General features: G+C 64.6%; 13 protein-coding genes and 3 pseudogenes. 13 read left to right on the top strand and 3 right to left on the bottom strand.

Going from position 1 to position 18512, the window contains the following annotated elements:
• Nucleotides 1-6: 6 nt before the first annotated feature.
• Nucleotides 7-174: a hypothetical protein gene (locus tag LB536_RS25600; protein ID WP_224597503.1), complete on the bottom strand. Its 168-nt coding sequence runs from the start codon at nt 172-174 to the stop codon at nt 7-9.
• 337 nt (nt 175-511) lie between these two features.
• Here LB536_RS25600 and LB536_RS25595 point away from each other — a divergent pair, with 337 nt between their 5' ends.
• The 11 genes and pseudogenes from LB536_RS25595 (at nt 512) to LB536_RS25545 (ending at nt 14566) form a co-directional block, all read left to right on the top strand.
• The gene (locus tag LB536_RS25595) at nt 512-1495 is read left to right on the top strand and encodes a DUF3991 and TOPRIM domain-containing protein (RefSeq protein ID WP_224597501.1); all 984 of its coding nucleotides are present in this window, start codon (nt 512-514) and stop codon (nt 1493-1495) included.
• A 110-nt stretch (nt 1496-1605) separates the two neighbouring features.
• Entirely contained in the window at nt 1606-2205 is a 600-nt protein-coding gene (locus tag LB536_RS25590) for a DUF1419 domain-containing protein (protein ID WP_224597497.1), read from the top strand.
• A gap of 11 nt (nt 2206-2216) precedes the next feature.
• Nucleotides 2217-2615 carry a DUF3085 domain-containing protein gene (locus tag LB536_RS25585; RefSeq protein ID WP_224597494.1) on the top strand — a complete coding sequence of 133 codons (399 nt, stop codon included), beginning with the start codon at nt 2217-2219 and terminating at the stop codon, nt 2613-2615.
• Between the two features lie 82 nt (nt 2616-2697).
• Nucleotides 2698-7803 carry an Eco57I restriction-modification methylase domain-containing protein gene (locus LB536_RS25580; RefSeq protein WP_224597491.1) on the top strand — a complete coding sequence of 1702 codons (5106 nt, stop codon included), beginning with the start codon at nt 2698-2700 and terminating at the stop codon, nt 7801-7803.
• A gap of 312 nt (nt 7804-8115) precedes the next feature.
• Entirely contained in the window at nt 8116-9786 is a 1671-nt protein-coding gene (locus LB536_RS25575; protein WP_224597489.1) for a ParB N-terminal domain-containing protein, read from the top strand.
• Between the two features lie 85 nt (nt 9787-9871).
• Nucleotides 9872-10347: pseudogene (locus LB536_RS25570) on the top strand (hypothetical protein).
• A complete protein-coding gene (locus LB536_RS25565; protein WP_224597486.1) occupies nt 10344-11231 on the top strand; it encodes a DUF7007 domain-containing protein in 888 nt (295 codons plus the stop codon). Before LB536_RS25570 ends, LB536_RS25565 begins: the two are co-directional and overlap by 4 nt.
• On the top strand, nt 11228-11848 hold the full coding sequence (locus tag LB536_RS25560; RefSeq protein WP_224597483.1) for a hypothetical protein: 621 nt from the start codon (nt 11228-11230) through the stop codon (nt 11846-11848). The genes LB536_RS25565 and LB536_RS25560 overlap by 4 nt, the downstream gene beginning before the upstream one ends.
• A gap of 155 nt (nt 11849-12003) precedes the next feature.
• A complete protein-coding gene (locus LB536_RS25555; protein WP_224597482.1) occupies nt 12004-12591 on the top strand; it encodes a hypothetical protein in 588 nt (195 codons plus the stop codon).
• A gap of 587 nt (nt 12592-13178) precedes the next feature.
• A complete protein-coding gene (locus tag LB536_RS25550; protein ID WP_140863388.1) occupies nt 13179-13364 on the top strand; it encodes a hypothetical protein in 186 nt (61 codons plus the stop codon).
• Nucleotides 13365-13636: 272 nt separating this feature from the next.
• A complete protein-coding gene (locus tag LB536_RS25545; RefSeq protein WP_224597479.1) occupies nt 13637-14566 on the top strand; it encodes an ArdC family protein in 930 nt (309 codons plus the stop codon).
• 170 nt (nt 14567-14736) lie between these two features.
• Here the strand turns inward: LB536_RS25545 and dinB are convergent, their stop codons facing one another.
• Nucleotides 14737-15822: a DNA polymerase IV gene (gene dinB / locus LB536_RS25540; RefSeq protein ID WP_224597474.1), complete on the bottom strand. Its 1086-nt coding sequence runs from the start codon at nt 15820-15822 to the stop codon at nt 14737-14739.
• 58 nt (nt 15823-15880) lie between these two features.
• Nucleotides 15881-16388, bottom strand: a pseudogene (locus tag LB536_RS25535) (SOS response-associated peptidase family protein).
• 56 nt (nt 16389-16444) lie between these two features.
• Here LB536_RS25535 and LB536_RS25530 point away from each other — a divergent pair.
• Nucleotides 16445-17033, top strand: a pseudogene (locus tag LB536_RS25530) (SOS response-associated peptidase).
• Between the two features lie 1308 nt (nt 17034-18341).
• Nucleotides 18342-18482: a hypothetical protein gene (locus LB536_RS25520; protein WP_224597471.1), complete on the top strand. Its 141-nt coding sequence runs from the start codon at nt 18342-18344 to the stop codon at nt 18480-18482.
• Nucleotides 18483-18512 lie beyond the last annotated feature (30 nt).

The raw sequence follows: 18512 nt of genomic DNA, 5'->3' as shown, positions 1-18512 counted from the left end.
GCCCGGTCAGGCTGTTCGTCCGGGTCGATCGTAGAGGCCACGATCGATCCGGCGCAGCTCATGGGCTACCGCCAGCCGCTGAAGCGTCTTGGCGATCGCCGCACCGCGCCCCCAGATCGGCGAAGTCCCCAGCGCCCACACCTCGTCGGGCTTGGACTGGATGCGTGCAAGCACGCGCGTGCGAGTGTTGGTCTCAGGTGCCGCTGAAGTCCGAAGAATGCCACAAGTTTCGGACAAGACACTCGAGCTGCGCCAAGGCTGCGAGGTCGCCCGAATCGCTCCGTTTGCGGAAATGGCGCAGGAGGAGCATCACCCAGACCGACGGTGGCGCACCGTGCCGCTTGCGCGCTGCGCCCGGCAAGGGAGGCTGCGCCGCGGCGCAACCCGTCACTATCATCGCGTTGCATGCCGCGCCCTTGCCCGCCTTGCTCTTCGCGGCCTCCTGTTCGTGCCCGATTGTTTGGGCGAGAACCGAATAGAAAGGAAGCGCTGCAAAGGCGCGCGGGCGAAAATGGAAAAAGCAGAACTTGAAGGGCTGAAGGACAAGGTACCCTGCGCTGCGGTGCTGGAGCGCGCGGGGTTCGCCCTCGACGTCAAGGAGAGCACGCGCAAGGCGATGAAGTATCGGCGTGAGGCGTCGATCATCATCGTCATCCATGACGGCAAGGGCTGGTTCGACCCGCTTGGCGACGACAAGGGAGATGTCTTTCGCCTGGTCGAACATCTAGAGGGGGTGCCGTTCGTCGAAGCCATGAACGACGTCGCCAGCCTAATCGGGTTCGTGCCTTCCGAGCCGGTCTGGCAGCGGGTGTCCCGCGAGCGGGAGCCTGACCTGTCGATAGCTGAGCGCTGGCACGCACGGCGCAGGCCATGGCGCGGATCGGCGACCTGGCGCTATCTCACCGAGGCCCGCCATCTTCCCGCCTGCATCGTCCGCGCCGCAATCAGCACCGGCGTTCTGCGCGAAGGCCCGCATGGCTCGATGTGGGGTGCCCATGTTGACACCGACGGCACCGTCACCGGCTGGGAAGAACGCGGACCGGACTGGCGCGGCTTTGCCACCGCCGGCGCCAAGGTGCTGTTCCGCCTCGGCCGTCCTGATGCGCTGCGCCTTTGCGTGACCGAAGCGGCGATCGACGCCATGAGTCTTGCCGCGCTAGAGGGCCTTCGCGCCGACACGCTCTATCTCAGCACCAGCGGCGGCTGGTCGCCGGCCACCGATGCGGCGCTCCGCGCGCTTGCCGCACGGACCACCGTCCGGCTCGTTGCCGCAACGGATAACAACAAGCAGGGCGACATATATGCCGGCCGGCTGATCGCTCTCGCGGGCGAGAAGGGCTGCGGTTGCCAGCGTCTGCGCCCGGTCGCTGACGACTGGAACGCCGATCTGAAGACGAGGAATGGGGAAAGGAGAAGAGGAGGAGGCAAACCGAGTGCCGCATGCCCGCCGGGCGCCTCAAGGGTGAAGCTTCGCCCGGCTCGCGCCGGCCCTTGACCCGCCCGGGCGGAGAGGCGGCCGCGGGGAGGGGTCCGGAAGGGCCGAAGAAGATGGTGATCCATAAGGGATGAACCGCGCTCCGGCCCGCACAAGCCAGGAGCCTCCCCATGACCCAATCCTCCATCCGCAAAATCTACTTCGGCGTCGCCGATCGCCGGCAGATGTTCCGCCTCTTCGACCGCCACGCCCAGCGGCCCAATCGCTGGGAGAATGACGACAGCGGCCTGTTCGCCGGCGAGTGGTTCGAGATCGCGCGCGCCGAGCACGACTACATGCTCGACCTGCTGCCGCCGCTCTGGATGCGCAGCGGGATGTTCGCCCTGCGCGAGTTCCTCACCGAGAGCGTGACCAGCGTCTTCTACACACTGCGCATCGACGGCAAGACGCGCTACTTCCACGCCTATTGCGACCTCGCGCGGCCCCGCTTGCCGGTCGAAATGCGCGACGCCATCGTCGAACGCGAATCCTGGCCAGTGAAGGCGATGACGCGTGCGGAGCGCCTCGAGCATGTCTGGAGCGCGACCCATGACGAGTATCGCGGCTACGACGGAGAGCGCTTCGGAGCCCAGCATCGCGGCAAACCCACCACCCTTGTCTATGGCCTGGGCACTCCCGAGTTGAAGCTGCTCGGCGACCTGACCGATGACGAGATCGCGGCCAAGCTGCCGGTGCATCTCAGGCACCTCCCTATTCGCGCAGCGGCGTGAGGGAGGCGGCGATGTTTACCTTCCCGATCGTAGCGGTGCGCAAGGTCATCGAGCGCGGCATCGAGGATGCCGCGGCCGATGGCGGCTTCCGCAATCCCTACTATGGCACCCGTCCCGGCGAGGGCGAGAAGCCCGGCCTGTGGCTGGTCGGCGACGAGGGCGTCTACATCATCTCCAACGGCAGGCTCCCCGAAGGGACACGCGCGCTCGTCATCTATGCCGAGCAATGCCACCCCAAGGGCGATATCGACTGGTGGGACTACAAGCGCCGCCACTTCGGCGCCGATGATGGCATCGAATTCATCGAGGCCGAGCGCCTGCTTCCGCTGTTCGACCGCAACCTGCGGGCTACCCACCTCAACATCGAACTCACCGAGACCGAAATCGCGCTCTCGCTGATCAGCCGCTGACTTCCCAACCCTGCGACGCCGATCCCCTGGCCGACCCGCTCGGCCGGTGCATCGCGTTCGCCCTCACACAAGGATTTCTACCATGTCGAACGACGATCCTTTCACGCTCGATCTGTTCAACAGCACCACGCTCTCGTCGGGTCTCGGTCTCGGCGTCACCGCCTTCGGCAACGCCTTCGGCGCTGGCGACCCCGAAGCTGAAGAGACTACGACGCCCGCCGTGCCGGAGTCACAGCCGGCCTCCCCACGGGTCCACTCGCCGCGGCGCGCGGCCGAGGCCGGGCTGGGTGGCGACAACTTCGTCCTTGAGACCGATCGCGGTCTTGGCCGGGGGTGGAAGCAGCGCGCCCGCGACAATCTCGATGCCATCCGGCTCGCCGCCGAAATCGAGAGCGCCGATCGACCGGCGACGCGCGAGGAACAGGCGCGGCTGATCCGCTTCACCGGCTTCGGCGCTTCCGAGCTCGCCAATGCCGTGTTCCGCCGTCCGGGCGAAAAGGGCTTTCGCGCCGGCTGGGACGAGATGGGCGCCGAGCTCGAGGAGGTGGTGTCGAACGCCGACTACGCCTCGCTCGCGCGCTGCACGCAGTATGCGCACTTCACGCCGGAGTTCATCGTCCGCGCGATGTGGGCAGGCCTCGTGCGTCTCGGCTGGCGCGGCGGCAGGGTGCTCGAGCCCGGTATCGGCACGGGATTGTTTCCGGCCCTGACGCCGGCGAAGTTGCGCGACCAGGTGCACGTCACCGGCGTGGAGCTAGATCCGGTGACCGCGCGCATTGCCAGGCTACTCCAGCCTCGGGCACGCATTCTCAACTCCGACTTCGCCCGCACCGACTTGCCGGCTGGCTTCGATCTCGCCATCGGCAACCCACCCTTTTCGAACCGTATCGTCCGCTCGGATCGCGCCTATCGGTCGATGGGGCTGCGCCTGCATGATTACTTCATCGCCCGCTCGATCGATCTGTTGAAGCCCGGCGGTCTCGCGGCGTTCGTCACCAGCTCGGGCACCATGGACAAGACGGATTGTTCGGTACGCGAGCACATCGGCAAGACCGCCGATCTCGTCGCCGCCATCCGCCTTCCCGAGGGCAGTTTCCGGGCCGACGCCGGCACCGATGTGGTGGTGGACCTCCTCTTCTTCCGCAAGCGAGGGCAGGGCGAGGCCGAAGGCGATCTGTCGTGGCTCGATACCGACGAGGTCCGTCCTGCCGATGGCGACGATGGCGCGATCTGGGTCAACCGCTGGTTCGCGCGGCATCCCGATTTCGTGCTCGGTACCCACGCCACGACGTCGGGACCGTTCGGCGACGCCTACGCCTGCCTGCCGCATCCCGGGCTCGATCTCGCGCAGGCCCTGTCGGCCGCCATCTCGCTGCTTCCGGCAGCTGTCTATGACGGTGAGCCCGAAGCGATCGCTCCCGACGCCGGCATCGCCGAGAATGCGGAATCGCCTTCCGACGCGCCGGCTGTTCGCGAAGGCAGCTATTTCATCGCGCAGAACAACGCACTGATGCAGATGGTCGACGCCGTGCCTGTTGCCATCACGGTGCGCAAGGGGCGCAGTCCCGACCGGGTTCCGGAGAAGCACGCGCGCATCGTCCGCAAGCTGATCCCGATCCGCAATGCGGTCCGCGAGGTCCTGAAAGCGCAGGAACTCGATCGGCCGTGGAAGCAGGCGCAGGTGAAGCTGCGCATCGCCTGGTCGAACTTCGTCCGTTCCTTCGGACCGATCAACACGACGGTGGTCTCCACCAGTGAGGACCGAGAGACGGGCGAGGTCCGCGAGACGCATCGCAGGCCGAACCTGCAACCCTTCCTCGACGATCCCGATTGCTGGCTCGTCGCGTCCATCGAGGATTACGACCTCGAGGCCGACACGGCGCGGCCTGGCCCGATCTTCACCGAGCGGGTGATCGCACCGCCCTCGGCGCCGATCATCACTTGCGCCGCCGATGCTCTCGCCGTCGTGCTCAACGAGCGCGGTCATGTCGATGTCGATCACATCGGCGAGCTGCTGCATGACGATGCGGATGCCGTCATCGCCGAGCTGGGGGAGGCGGTCTTCTGCGATCCGGAGAGCGGCGCCTGGCAGAGCGCCGACGCCTATCTCTCCGGCCATGTCCGCGACAAGCTCAAGGCCGCTGAAGCCGCCGCGGCTCTCGATCCCGCCTTCGAGCGCAACGTTAGCGCTCTCGTCGCTGTCCAGCCCGCCGATCTCGGCCCATCCGACATTACCGCGCGTCTCGGCGCGCCCTGGATTCCCGCCGCCGATGTGGTCGCCTTCATCAAGGAGACGATGGGCGCCGAGATCCGCATCCACCACATGCCCGAGCTCGCTTCATGGACGGTCGACGCCCGCCAGCTCGGCTACATGGCGGCCGGCACGTCCGAATGGGGCACGGAGCGTCGGCACGCTGGTGAGCTCGTCACCGACGCGCTTAACAGCCGCATGCCGCAGATCTTCGACACCATCAGGGACGGGGACAGCGAACGGCGCGTACTCAATGTCGTCGATACCGAGGCGGCCAAGGAGAAGCTCACCAAGATCAAAACGGCCTTCCAAACCTGGATCTGGTCCGATCCCGACCGCACCGACCGGCTGGCGCGGGTCTATAATGACCGGTTCAACAACATCGCCCCGCGAAAGTTCAACGGGGATCATCTGCGACTTCCCGGCGCCTCAGGCGCCTTTTCTCTTTATGGGCACCAGAAGCGCGGCATCTGGCGCATCATCTCTGCCGGTTCGACCTATCTCGCGCACGCCGTCGGCGCCGGCAAGACCATGACCATGGCGGCCGCCATCATGGAGCAGAAGCGGCTCGGGCTGATCGCTAAGGCCATGATGGTCGTCCCTGGACATTGCCTGGCGCAGGCCGCGCGCGAGTTCCTGGCGCTCTATCCGATGGCCCGCATCCTCGTCGCCGACGAGACCAATTTCACTTTAGCCAAGCGGCGCCGCTTCCTCAGCCGCGCTGCCATGGCGAACTGGGACGCCATCATCATTACGCATTCGGCTTTCCGCTTCATCGGCGTTACGTCAGCGTTCGAACAGCAGATGATTCAGGACGAGCTCGAGCTCTATGAGGTCCTGCTCACCAAGGTCGAAAACGGCGATCGCGTGTCGCGCAAGCGCCTCGAGCGGCTGAAGGAAGGCCTCAAAGAACGTCTGGAGGCCCTCGCCACCCGCAAGGACGACCTGCTCACCATCTCCGAGATCGGCGTCGATCAGATCATCGTCGACGAGGCGCAGGAGTTCAGGAAGCTCAGCTTCGCGACCAACATGTCGACCCTGAAGGGGATCGATCCGAACGGCTCGCAGCGCGCCTGGGACCTCTATGTAAAATCCCGCTTCATCGAGACCAGGAACCCTGGCCGGGCGCTCGTGCTGGCCTCCGGCACACCGATCACCAACACGCTGGGCGAGATGTTCTCGGTGCAGCGCTACCTCGGCTATGCGGCGTTGTCGGAGCGTGGCCTCCACGAGTTCGATGCCTGGGCTTCGACCTTCGGCGACGTCACTACCGAGCTCGAGCTGCAGCCCAACGGCAAATACAAGCCGGTCACCCGCTTCGCCACCTTCGTCAATGTCCCTGAGCTGATCGCCATGTTCCGCACCTTCGCGGATGTGGTCATGCCCGAGGATCTGCGCGACTATGTCAAGGTGCCGACGCTTTCGACCGGCACGCGGCAGATCAGGACCTCCAAACCATCGGCCGCGTTCAAGCGCTACCAGGCTCTCCTCGATGCCCGCATCAAGGCGATCGAACAGCGCGAAGGCCCACCCGAGCCCGGCGACGATATCCTGCTCTCGGTCATCACCGACGGCCGCCATGCCGCGATCGACCTGCGCCTTGTCAATCCGCACAATGACAATGAGCCGGGCAACAAGCTCAACGATCTGGTCGCCAATTCCTACCGCATCTGGCGGGACACCGCAGACGCAGCCTATGTCCGGCCCGACGGCAAGTCGTTCGAACTGACTGGCGCCGCGCAGATGATCTTCTCCGATCTCGGCACGCTCAATGTTGAGCGGACGCGGGGCTTCTCGGCCTATCGCTGGATTCGCGACGAGCTGGTGCGCATGGGCGTGCCGGCGGCCGAAATCGCCTTCATGCAGGATTTCAAGAAGTCGGAGGCCAAGCAGCGGCTGTTCGGCGATGTCCGCGCGGGCAAAGTCCGCTTCCTCATAGGCTCGTCCGACACGATGGGCACCGGCGTCAATGCCCAGCTCCGGCTCAAGGCGCTGCATCATCTCGACGTGCCCTGGCTCCCCTCGCAGATCGAGCAGCGCGAGGGCCGCATCCTGCGGCAGGGCAACCAGCACGACATCGTCGACATCTTCGCCTATGCCACCGAAGGCTCGATGGACGCTCAGATGTGGCAGAACAACGAGCGCAAGGCTCGCTTCATCGCCGCTGCACTCTCGGGCGACACTTCGGTGCGCCGGCTTGACGACCTCGGCGAAGGGCAGGCCAACCAGTTCGCCATGGCCAAGGCGATTGCCTCGGGCGACCCGCGCCTGATGCAGAAGGCCGCCCTCGAAGCTGACATGGCCCGGCTTGAGCGGCTCCGGTCCGCGCATCAGGACGACCAGTTAGCCATTCGCCGGCAGATCCGTGATGCCGAGCGCGACATCGAACACTCGACACGCCGCATTGGCGAGATCGGCCAGGACCTCGCGCGGCTGGTTCCAACAACCGGCGAGGCGTTCCGCATGAGCATGGGCGACGCGACCTACGTCGAGCGCAAGCTCGCCGGCCGCGCCCTGATGACCGAGATCCTGACCCTCGTGCAGCTTCAGCACGACGGCGCCCGCGCCATGGCCGCGATCGGTGGGTTCGAGCTCGAATATTGCGGCGAGCGCTTTGGCCAGGACGGCTATCGCTACGCCACCATGTTGCTGCGCACCGGCGCGGCGACGGAAGTCGAGTTGCCCGTCACCACCACGCCGCTCGGTGCGATCGCAAAGCTCGAACATATCCTTGGCAATCTCGACGGAGAGCAGGACCGCGCACGCCACCGGCTCGCGCAGGCTGAGCGGCGGCTCGCGTCCTATCGCTCTCGCGAGGGCAGCACCTTCGCCTTCTCGGACGAGTTGGCCGTCAAGCGCCGCCAGCTCTCCGAAATCGAAAGTTCGCTGTCGCAAGACATCGACGGCGTACGGCCCGCCGAGGTGCAGGCGGTGTAACCTGCACCCACGTTCTGAGCGGCCTTCGCCAGCTCGGTGGAGGGGCGTTCCAGAAGGGAGCAGGGAAGCGAAAAGGCAAGGAGGCCGCTCGCAGATCGGGTGGTCCGCCGACGCTGACGCTCAATCGCGCCCGTCGCATCCCGGCCCATCATCCTGCGCAGGGCTGAAGAAGCCCCGCTTGGCCAGCCGGGCAGGGATGCTCCAGCGCAATTGCCCCGTTCCGCACGCTCCGCGGGCCGGGGGGTGTCTTCGGGAAGAAGACGAGAAAGGACCGGCGACGGGCCTGTCCATAACCCTCCAAGGAGCATTCCCATGGAACTAAAGTTTGTCGATCCACGCTCGCTCAAGGACAATCCTGACAAGGCACGGCGCTCCAAGTCCAGCCCTCAGGCCGACGCCCTGCTGCTGGCGACGATCAAGGCCATCGGCGTTGTCGAGCCGCTGATCGTCTTCGCTGAAGCCGATGGCGGCAATGGCTTCGTCATCGATCAGGGTCATAGGCGCGCAAGGCAGGCGGTCGCTGCCGGTCTCGAAGAAATCGCCGTTCTGGTCGTGCCTCGTGCCGAGGACGGCGGCGCGATGCGTTCGCTGGCCACGTCGATCACGCACGAGCAGCTCAACCCGGTCGATCTGTGGCGCGCCATCGAGCGTCTCGTCGCGCTGAACTGGACCGAGGAGTCCATTGCGATTGCGCTTGCGCAGTCGGTGCGCCAGGTCAAGAAGCTGCGTCTGCTGGCCAACGTGCTGCCCGCGATGCTCGACGCCATGGCCAAGGGCGATATGCCGAACGAGCAGCAGCTCCGGACTATCGCGGCGGCTTCGCTCGAGGAGCAGAAGGAGGTCTGGAAGGCCAAAAAGCCCAGTAAGGGCGATCCGCAGGTCTCGTGGTGGGGCGTCGCCAACGGCCTCACCAAGCGGCGCATGTACGCGCGCGACGCAAGCTTTGGCGACGAGCTGCGCGAGGCCTACGGCATCGCCTGGATGGAAGATCTGTTCGCACCGGCCGACCAGGACAGCCGGTACACCACCGACGTCGACGCCTTCCTCGGAGCCCAGCAGGAATGGATGACGCAGAACCTGCCCAAGAAGGGCGTCATCACCGAGCCGAACACTTATGGCGAGGTGAAGCTGCCGCCAAAGGCGGAACGCGTCTATGGCACGCCGAAGAAGTCGGACCACGCGGCGATGTATCTTGACCGCGACGGAAAGGTGAAGACCGTCCACTTCCGACTGCCCGAGGCCAAGAAGAAGGCCAACGCGACGGAAGCTGACGAGGCGGTCGACAGGCCGAAGTCGCGTCCCGATGTGACCCGTAAGGGCATTGAGATGATCGGCGACCTGCGCACCGATGCTCTCCATGAGGCGCTGTCGCGGGCGCCGATCGAGGACGACACGCTGCTGGCGTTGCTCGTTCTCGCCTTCGCCGGGCAGAACGTGCGCGTCGAATCCGGGGCCGGCGGCGATCATGGATATGGTCGCCGCATGCCCCGGCACGCCGCCACCCTCTTCGATGCCGAGGGCAAGTTCGCCTTCGACGCCGAGACTTTGCGCATCGCGGCCCGGGGCGTCCTCATCGAGGCCTTCTCCTGCCGCGAGGGCATGAGCAAGTCGGGCGTGGTGGCGCTCGTCGCCGGTCGCGCGATCGGGGCAGACGGCTTCCTCGCCAATATGGGCACCGAGGACTTCCTCTCGTGTCTGTCGCGTCCGGCGCTCGAGGGCTCCTGCTCCGACACGCCGGTTCTGCCGCGGGCGCGAGTCAAGGACACGCGCGCCGCGCTCGTCGAGCACTTCAAGGAGGGCCATTTCGTCCACCCGGCCGCGCTATTTGCTCACGAGACGACGAGCCTGACCGAATGGCTCTCCAAGAGCACCGTCACCGAGGTCGAGGACGACGATGGGCCTCAGGTCGACGGTCTGAGTGGAGAGGACCGGCCTTCCGGGGATGACGGGTTCGAGGAGGGCTATCGCGAGGCCGCCGAATAGACCTTGCCTCCCTTTCGATCCCTCCGCCGCCGCCAGGTTCGCCTGGCGGCGGCTTCGTTTTCAACCGCAGCAAACGGAGGACACCATGTCCCCACACACGATCTTCGAATACGCCCCCATCGGCGCAATCGTCGCCTGGAGCGACGGAAGTTCGCGGCCGCCGCAGCGGCACCGCCGAAAGCTCGGCGCCTGGAAAAACAGCAACAGCCAGGGGCGTCTGATCCGCAAGCAGGGCGCGCTTGGCACCGGCGTGGTTGACCCGCACGCGAGCTTCACCCTGCACGAGGCCGACTATGGCGCCGGCGGCGTCATAGCAATCCGCGTGCATCGGACCTTCTCGCTGAACTCGGGCCTGCGCTTCACCATCATCGAGCCTCCGTCGGTCGGCTCGGTCCGGGTGTTCGATCGGCCGGGCGACGATTCCGAACTCGTTCACCTGGCGCCGCACCGGGCCGCCGCCGAACAGTGGCTCTCGGAGCACGGCTACCCAACGCCGTGATCGAGGGGGTGACGGCCGGCGAGGCGGCCGCCGATGCCGTCGAGGGGAGGGCCGCGGGATGAGCCAGACACAAAAAACCTCGGCCCCCGCTGTCGCCCCTTACTCGTCGGGAGCTTCGTTCGGGTGGAGCGCTGACGGCTTGCTGGTCGCGCTTGTCGGCGAGACCGCCTATGCAATGATGCCAGTGCGCGAAGGTAGCCACATTCTAGCCACCGGCTGGCGCATCGCCCGGCCAATGGCCGAGTGGACCCGCTCGGATTTCTGTGGCCATCTCGGCGATCTCGCTGGTGAGACCGCTTTCCGAGCGAAAGTCCTCGATCAGGCCCAACATCATCGGCAAATGCTCGTGCTCGGCTGCCGCGAAATTGCCGGCGGTGCAAACACCCCTTGGGGACCGTCGCACGGCGCGACCGTCTATGCCGAAGGCGTCATCTCCCACTCGAGTGCGGGGCACGGCGGTTTCAAGCTCTCGGCCGAGCAGAACCGCGAAGTCCATCCGATGCTTCGTGCCGTCGGCGGGTGGTACGAGGAAGACGAAGCATGGGCCATCGTCGCCCTCTCGTTTCCGCACCTCTTCACTTCACTTGAGCGCCGGCATGCCGAACGAACCATCAAGGACTCATGGCCGGACGCGTGGGAAGCAATTTCCGGGACGATCCTCGCTCCGGGCGAATCCCGCACGAAGGACCAGCGTACCTTCGAAGCCCAGCATGCCACCGACTGGGTCGTCGTTTCAGCAATCACTTCACAGCAGCATACGGGTTTTGTCGAATGCGTCGCCACGCCGGGCGGCAAGCGCGGGGCCGGGACCGAGGACCGCCGCTTTCTGGTCCCGACCGATGAATACGATATCGGCCGGTTCGGCTTCGTCATCGACCCTGACCGACATGCCGTCTATGCCGGCCCGTCCACTTTCGTCAGCTGGCAGAGCAGGGCGTCGCGATGATCCTTTTGCCCGAATTGCGCCGCGAACTCTCGCGCAACGAGGAGGCGCGGTGCCAAACGCAGCGGCAGTTGGTGATAGTGAACCGGCAGATCAGGCGCCGCATGACCACACTGATCCCGGGCCTGCTGCCGCTGCGCAAGACGCCCGATCCTCAGGCGTTCCTCGATCGCTACCGGTGCCAGCTTGCCGCCCTGACCGCGGAGCGGCACCCGAGGATCGACGCCCTGTCGCGCAAGCTGCGCGGCACGAGCAGGCGATTGCCAGATTCCTGGATGGGAACGGCGAAGCCGCCGATATGGGCCTGGGGGGTCTGGCGATGCCGGTGTACGGCCGCGAACGCGAACGCGAGCACTGCCGAGAACGGGACCTCTGGCCTGGGCTATGATGGGGGTGACCGTGGTGTGCGTGCCGAGATACTCCGGTCGATGAATCGGCAGGTGGTCATGATCACCTGTCCTTCGGTTCCCATGTCGAAGTCGAGGTCGTGCCGGTCCTCACTCGGGCTTCATGCGGTCCTGAACCGGCGGCCGGCCGCTTCAAGGCCGCGTTCCGCGCCGCGGGGCGGCCGGATCGGTCCGGTCTCGACATGGCAGGCCCGCGTCCCGCGCGAGGGCTGAATAAAGCCGTGCTTGGCCGCAAACCTTCCATGCTCGTCTCGGTCCGCCCGGACCCTGAAGCGCCCGTCATTCCACCGGTTCTTTTGGTCCGCGCCCGAGGGAGGGCCGGCACGGAGCCGGTCCTGGCCTCGAGAACCTGAAGAAAGGACATGCCAATGACCAAGAAAGCCGCCAATTCCCGCACAGCCGCCCGCGTCACTCCGCTCCGCAAGGGCACTACCCTCCAAATGGTCCGGCTCGCCTGTCCCGATGCCGCGCAGTGCTCGCTCATCTCCGAGAGTTTTGGCCTCCCGGTGCTCGACAGCGACGGCATCCGCGACCTGCACGAAAAGCTCATCGTGGATACGGCCGCAGCGCTCGACGAGGGGCTTGGGGAACGCGCCATGCAGATACACCTGCAACGCGTCGTCGGTGCCTTTGTCGGGTCCGCGTACGGTGCCGGCCAGTTCTACAGCCGGGCGGTGTCCGAAGCACGAGACGCGACGGCCAAGTCGGCCTGCGACGATCGGGACGAAGACGTCGGGGGACCAGTCGGCTTCGACAGCGCTGCCCAGCGCAAGCGTGAGTTCGCCGCCGATATGTCGCTCCAGGCCCATGCGCTGCGCATGGCCGCCGAGGGGGCCGTCGCCGCTTACGAGCGGGTTCTAGGCGAGGTCTGGAAGCCCTTCGAGCGCCCGGTCGAAAACCCCGGCCAATCCGCCGACCGCAAGGCGGCCGAATTGCAGATGGCGGCTCTCGGATGAGCGCCAAGGGCGGGGCTGCGGTCCCGCCCTCCTTCCATGTGGGGCACGGTCGGCTCATTCGTCAGTCGCATCAACTGCGCAGGGCGGAGCCGATTTTCATGGGCCGAACATGCCGCTTTCCATCATCGCCAAGTGAACCTTCATCGCGAGTGCCGTCTCCTGGCTGACGAAGAGAGACAACCTGATACCTGCGGTGCGCCGGAGCGAATATGGCCGCATCCGTCTCCCAATTTTCCCCCCGTGGCGACCACATCGACACGGCAAGTTCTTATTCCAGCGATTTCATGTGCGCAGATTCGCGCCACGGTTCGGACGCCACTCCCGGCGCACGGTCCGGGGACGGCCGCCGCGGTGCCAGCTCCTTCGCCCGCCTCGGCCCAATCGACACGCTGGGCTCCTTCACGACCCAATCCCGCTCTCTCGTGATGGCTTTCCTGGTGCGGCTGCGGATCTTCCCCGATCAACCCGCAGGGGTCCGCTAGCATGCTGCGGCCGCTCGGCTGACGCCTTCGGGTGATCGCGCCCGCCTCCGCACACTGACGGAGCCATCGAGCGGGAATTGGCCCGCTCCAAGATGGAGCCCTCGGATGTCCCACGATCTCATACTCGCCCAAAAAGCCGCCTGGTCCCTTGCCCGCACTCTCATGGTCCCGGTCATCCTCTTCCAGGTCGACAACGAGTTTGGCGTCATGCCCGCCGACGAGCTCGACGACGCCGACGTCGAAATCCTCTTCGAATACGATCCCTATAGCGGTGGCCGGTCGGTTCATTGAACCGACCTTCTCCCGACTGCATTCAGGCGGCGCCCAGCGCCGCCTTTCTACGCTGACGCCCGCTCGCGCCCCGTCCTGCCCCGAGGTCCTGGCGGAGCCGGGCAGTCAGCGCAACGGCTTCGCCGTCCTCCGCTGTCGCTGCGGCCCATGACCACCCATCGTGCGAGCACGACGGGGCCCCGGTCGGGTGCGCGGCCCGCCTTCGTGCTCAGCCCAAGCGGACCCCGTGACGGGGCCGCGATCGGCGCGACCTCAGAACTGGAGGTTTGTGAATGACCAGGAAAGAAAATGCAAAGCGCATCGACATCTATGCGCGCATCACCGACCGCATCGTGGCCGAGCTGGAGAAGGGTATCCGTCCTTGGATACGGCCGTGGCAGTCGAGCAATGCCACCGGCCGCGTCACCCGGCCGCTCAGGCACAATGGCCTGCCCTATAACGGCATGAATGTGCTGCTGCTTTGGTCGGAGGCTGTCGCACGCGGCTTTTCCAACCCGATGTGGATGACATTCAAGCAGGCGCTCGAACTCGGCGGCGGGGTTCGCAAGGGTGAGACCGGCTCGATGGTCGTCTTCGCCAGCCGCTTCACCAGGACGGAGACGGACACCAGGGGCGAGGAAATCGACCGCGAGATCCCCTTCCTCAAGGCGTATTCGGTTTTCAACACGGCGCAAATCGATGGCCTGCCGGACCAGCTTTATCGACGGCAGGCAGAGCCGGTGCGCGATCCGATCGCCCGGATCGAGCATGCCGACCAGTTCTTTGCCAATACCGGGGCGCTAATCCGGCATGGCGGGGATCGGGCCTACTTTGCCCCGGCGACCGACCACATCCAGATGCCGCCGTTCCAGACGTTCCGGGACGCCGCGTCATACATTGCCACGCTCAGTCACGAGGCCACCCATTGGACTTCGGCGCCGCATCGCGTGAACCGCGACCTTAGCCGCTACGCCAAGGATCGTAGCGAGCGAGCGCGCGAGGAACTGATCGCCGAGCTCGGAAGCTGCTTCCTCTGCGCCGATCTTGGTATCGCGCCGGAGCTCGAGCCCCGGCCGGACCATGCGAGCTACCTCGGCTCGTGGTTGAAAGTGCTTGCCGACGACAAGCGCGCGATCTTCTCGGCCGCCGCCCATGCGCAACGCGCCGTCGCCTTCCTGCATGGCCTTCAGCCGCAGGCCGCAGAAGAACGCGAGGCCGCCTGACGTTTTCACGCATCAACCTTCGGAGGGGGAGGCCATGCGCCTTCCCCTCTGCTTCGCTCTGCCGTGCCGTTAGACGAACATGACGGAAAAGCCTCCCCGATAGTCGCGAAATCGATCCCCACGCGGGCTGATCCGGAGAACCGGCGGCCGAATTCCTTCTCGCGGCCAACCTAAAGTTCGAACCGAAGTTGCCGTTGTTCCGGCGGCAAGACATCGCCAAGCGACGAAAGCGTCACGCCCAACAGCCGGATTCCCTTCTGTACCGGAAACACCGACCTCAGGAGGTCGGCTGCGAGACGTTCGAAGTCAGAGAACTCGATTGGCACCGGCACGGTGCGACTGCGCGTGATCTGCTGGAAATCGGCAAATTTGACCTTCAGCGTGATTGTCCTGCCCCGGATGCCCTTGCCTTCACAGTATCCCCAGACTTTGGCGACCAGCGGCTTGAGTTCGGCGAGCGATACTTCGAGATCGACGATGTCGGCTGCGAATGTGTCCTCGGCGCCGATCGATTTGCGCGGCCGATCCGGCTCGACCGCGCGCTCGTCGATGGCGCGCGCGATCTGATAGTACCAGAGCCCTGACTTGCCGAAATGCTGCCGCAGGAAGGGAAGCGTGCGGTCCTTGAGATCGGCGCCGGTCTCAATGCCCAGCGCCTCCATCTTGGCGGCCGTCGCGGGACCGACACCATGAAATTTCTTCACGGGCAAGGTCTCCACGAAGGCGGGTCCATCGCGCGGCGTGATAACGAACTGGCCGTTTGGCTTGTTCTGGTCGGACGCCATCTTGGCCAGGAATTTGTTGTACGAAATGCCCGCGGAAGCGGTGAGACCGGTCACCAGCAGGATTTTCGCCCTGATCATTTCGGCGATCGTCGTTGCGGACGAAATGTTGAGCCGATTCTGGGTGACGTCCAGGTAGGCCTCGTCGAGCGAGAGGGGTTCGATGAGATCGGTATGTTCGGCGAACACCTCTCGGATCTGAGCCGAGACGGACCGGTAGACGTCGAAGCGAGGCGGCACGAAGATCAGCTCGGGACATTTGCGCTTTGCCGTGACCGAAGGCATGGCCGAGCGAACACCGAAGGCGCGCGCCTCGTAGCTTGCGGCAGCGACCACACCGCGCGCAGCGGCCCTGCCAACGGCAAGCGGCTTGCCGCGCAGGTCCGGGTTGTCGCGCTGTTCGACCGAAGCGTAGAACGCATCCATGTCGACATGGATGATCTTGCGCGGGTCCGCGCCGCAGTCAGGGGCCATTTGCCTGCAATGCCATCTCGCCAAGGTCTGAGATTCGTACTGAACGATCCTATAATCTTCAGATTGCGAATTCAGCCTGTGTGCGATCCTGACGGAGACGCGAAATCGCAAAACTTCTCCCGGGAAGTGGACGAAGGAGCTTCGTTTTCCGGAAGATTCATGTCAGCCACGCCGAGCGCTCTTCCCGGCGCAGCACTGCCATCTTGCGGTTGTGGTAAGGCGCGATGTCATCGTTGGCCTGGATCGTGAGGATTGCCATAGGCTTGCGGCCAATCGCACGTCGCCGGCCGCCAGATTCCGGCGAAATAGAACCAGTCGCCGTCTGCGAGGCGAAAGCTGTAGTTCTTCCCCTGGCTGCGGTGCCGGAATTCGGACGCCGGCACGAGGCAGCGATGGCTCGGGAATGATCGATCCTCCGCGCGCACCACAGTGAAGGGGCGGCCACCATCTCTCGGTTGGAGTCCCCATGGGAGCTCGACCATTTCAATATCGCCGCCGTAGCGTCTTATGACGATGCGGCGTTCGTCGAGCGGTGCGTCGGAATCGAAAGCTCTTGCGCTCATGATCAAAAGAACATAACAGGAACACAATTGCTGCGCAACGCCGAAGAGACAGGTGACACATGTGCAATGATTATCGGCTGATAGTGGATGTCGCCTCGATCGTGGAGGACTTCGCCGATCTCAAGATCAAGATCCGCTTCAGCGAAGGCGCGCCGAACATTGAGGCACGCGAGGATATCAAGATAACGGATATCGGTCCTATCATCCGCCCGATCGACGGCGCGAGCGGCGAGGGCGATCTGGTTCAGCGCCGGTGGAGCTGGCCCGGACAGAACAAGCGGCCGGTCTACAATTTTCGCTCGGACGGTCGCGAGTTCGCCTCGAACCGCTGCCTGATTCCGGCCGACGGCTTTTACGAGTTCACCGATCCCAACGAGAAGGTAAGAAGCGCAAGGACAAGTGGCTCTTCACCAAGCGCGACGAGCCGATCTTCTGCATCGCCGGGATCTGGCGCGAGACCAATGATGTCGGTGAGGCGTTCACCATGCTCACGATGGAACCCGGTCCGGACTCGCTCCGTATCACGATCGGCAGATCGTGATCCTGGAGCGCAAGGATTGGGCGACCTGGCCTGATCCCCCGGTGTCCGCCAAATCCCTGATCAAGCCGCTTCAGGCGGGGACGCTGGTCGTGGAACAGGTCGGGTGATGTGAGGCGGCGCGCTGCTGACCGCGATTTGGGCGTAGGTATTTTAAGCGCACGAAGCCTGTCGGCGCCGCAGCCATACGGCGGGAAGGTTTGATCATTGGCGAGTAGCCCAAGCTCTAGCCGCGACCGGGGCTGCTTCGTTGGTCAGGCATCGAACGGCCGCGAGGCGGTGCCTTTTCCGAGAGCTCGACCCAGACCGCTGCTCTTTTCCCAGCCGCGCACCTCGACATCGACTTGGGCGTCGATCAGTCGGTTCTTGAGCGAGGGGCTCAGCAGAAGGTGGTCGATCCGCAGGCCTGCGTTACGGCCGAAGGGTGGCGGAAATAGTCCCAGAAGGTGTCAAGTATCCCGCTTGGTCGGGTTAATTTCCTTCGTCGCGACACTCTGCATCCACCGGAGGCGGGCGGCAGCTTTTGCGCCACTAATCAGACGTTGAGATCTCCATGTCCGGGCAGCCGAGTCGCCGCTGAGGATGCGAGGCTGACGTTCGAATTTGACCTTTCTCGGCGGTAGCCGCCATCAATCAGGACTGACAAACCTCGAGTGGGTTACATTCCGCTCTAGCTGACCCTGTGTTCTTCTTGTCGCCGATTGGGGGATTGCAGCGCAGAAATGCAGCGCTCCAGCCGCTTCAGCCGCGCCTTGTGGGTCCGCAATTGATAGCCGACCTCGATGAGCCTTCTTGGCTTCGAGGCACTTCCCGCAACAAGTAGCTCCTGTTCCAGCCGGGCGATTTCCTCCCGGACTTGTTGGGCGTCAGCGAGCCGCTGTTGTCGGATCCAGCTTCGACCACGCATTCCTCCAGAACCGCCTGGTCGTCTATTCAAATGCTTGGGGATGTTGCAGCTGTTCGATGGAATCGGCCCGGCGCATTTCCAAGTCTCGCAACGTCGCATCACCTTCGCTAGTGTCTGTCGGCTCACGCGCCGAACGCAATTCCTTGCCAAACCCGTGCCGGAATATGTCGCCGAAGCCGGGCGAGGCAACCCCTGCGCTGCACCTTTTCTGACTATCTCGGTCGCTGAACCGCACATTTTCTGGCGTCAAGCGTCATGGGTTATATTAGCTATGTGAAATGTTAAGGCAGACATTCTGTTCAACGTGAAGAGCGCCTCGGCCGTTATTCCGTTGCTGCAGCTGCCTAGCCTGTTCCTGCGCAGATAAAATGAGCGTCAGCTAAAGTATACACTGTGGCGTTATGGATACGGTAACTACACGCATCGCCATCCGATGCTTTTTTCATTGATAATTAGTCTGCTTTGGGTAACCCTAGGTGTAGCGGTGAATCGGGGAGGCTCATGCGACAGGATGTATCTGCCGTTCGAGCGGGACAACAGTTCCGCGGCAACTCCCGATCCACTCAAGACTTGGGCCATCTGGGCGGAGCGCCTTTCTCTTGATGGCAAGCCGGCAAACATCATTCTCGAATGGAGCCTGTTCGGACCGTGAGGCCGGCGGGGGCGATTGACCATGCAGCAG

It is taken from the genome of Mesorhizobium sp. ES1-3, from assembly GCF_020164795.1.
Lineage (GTDB): Bacteria > Pseudomonadota > Alphaproteobacteria > Rhizobiales > Rhizobiaceae > Mesorhizobium.
This window is presented reverse-complemented; position numbering and strand designations above follow the sequence as displayed.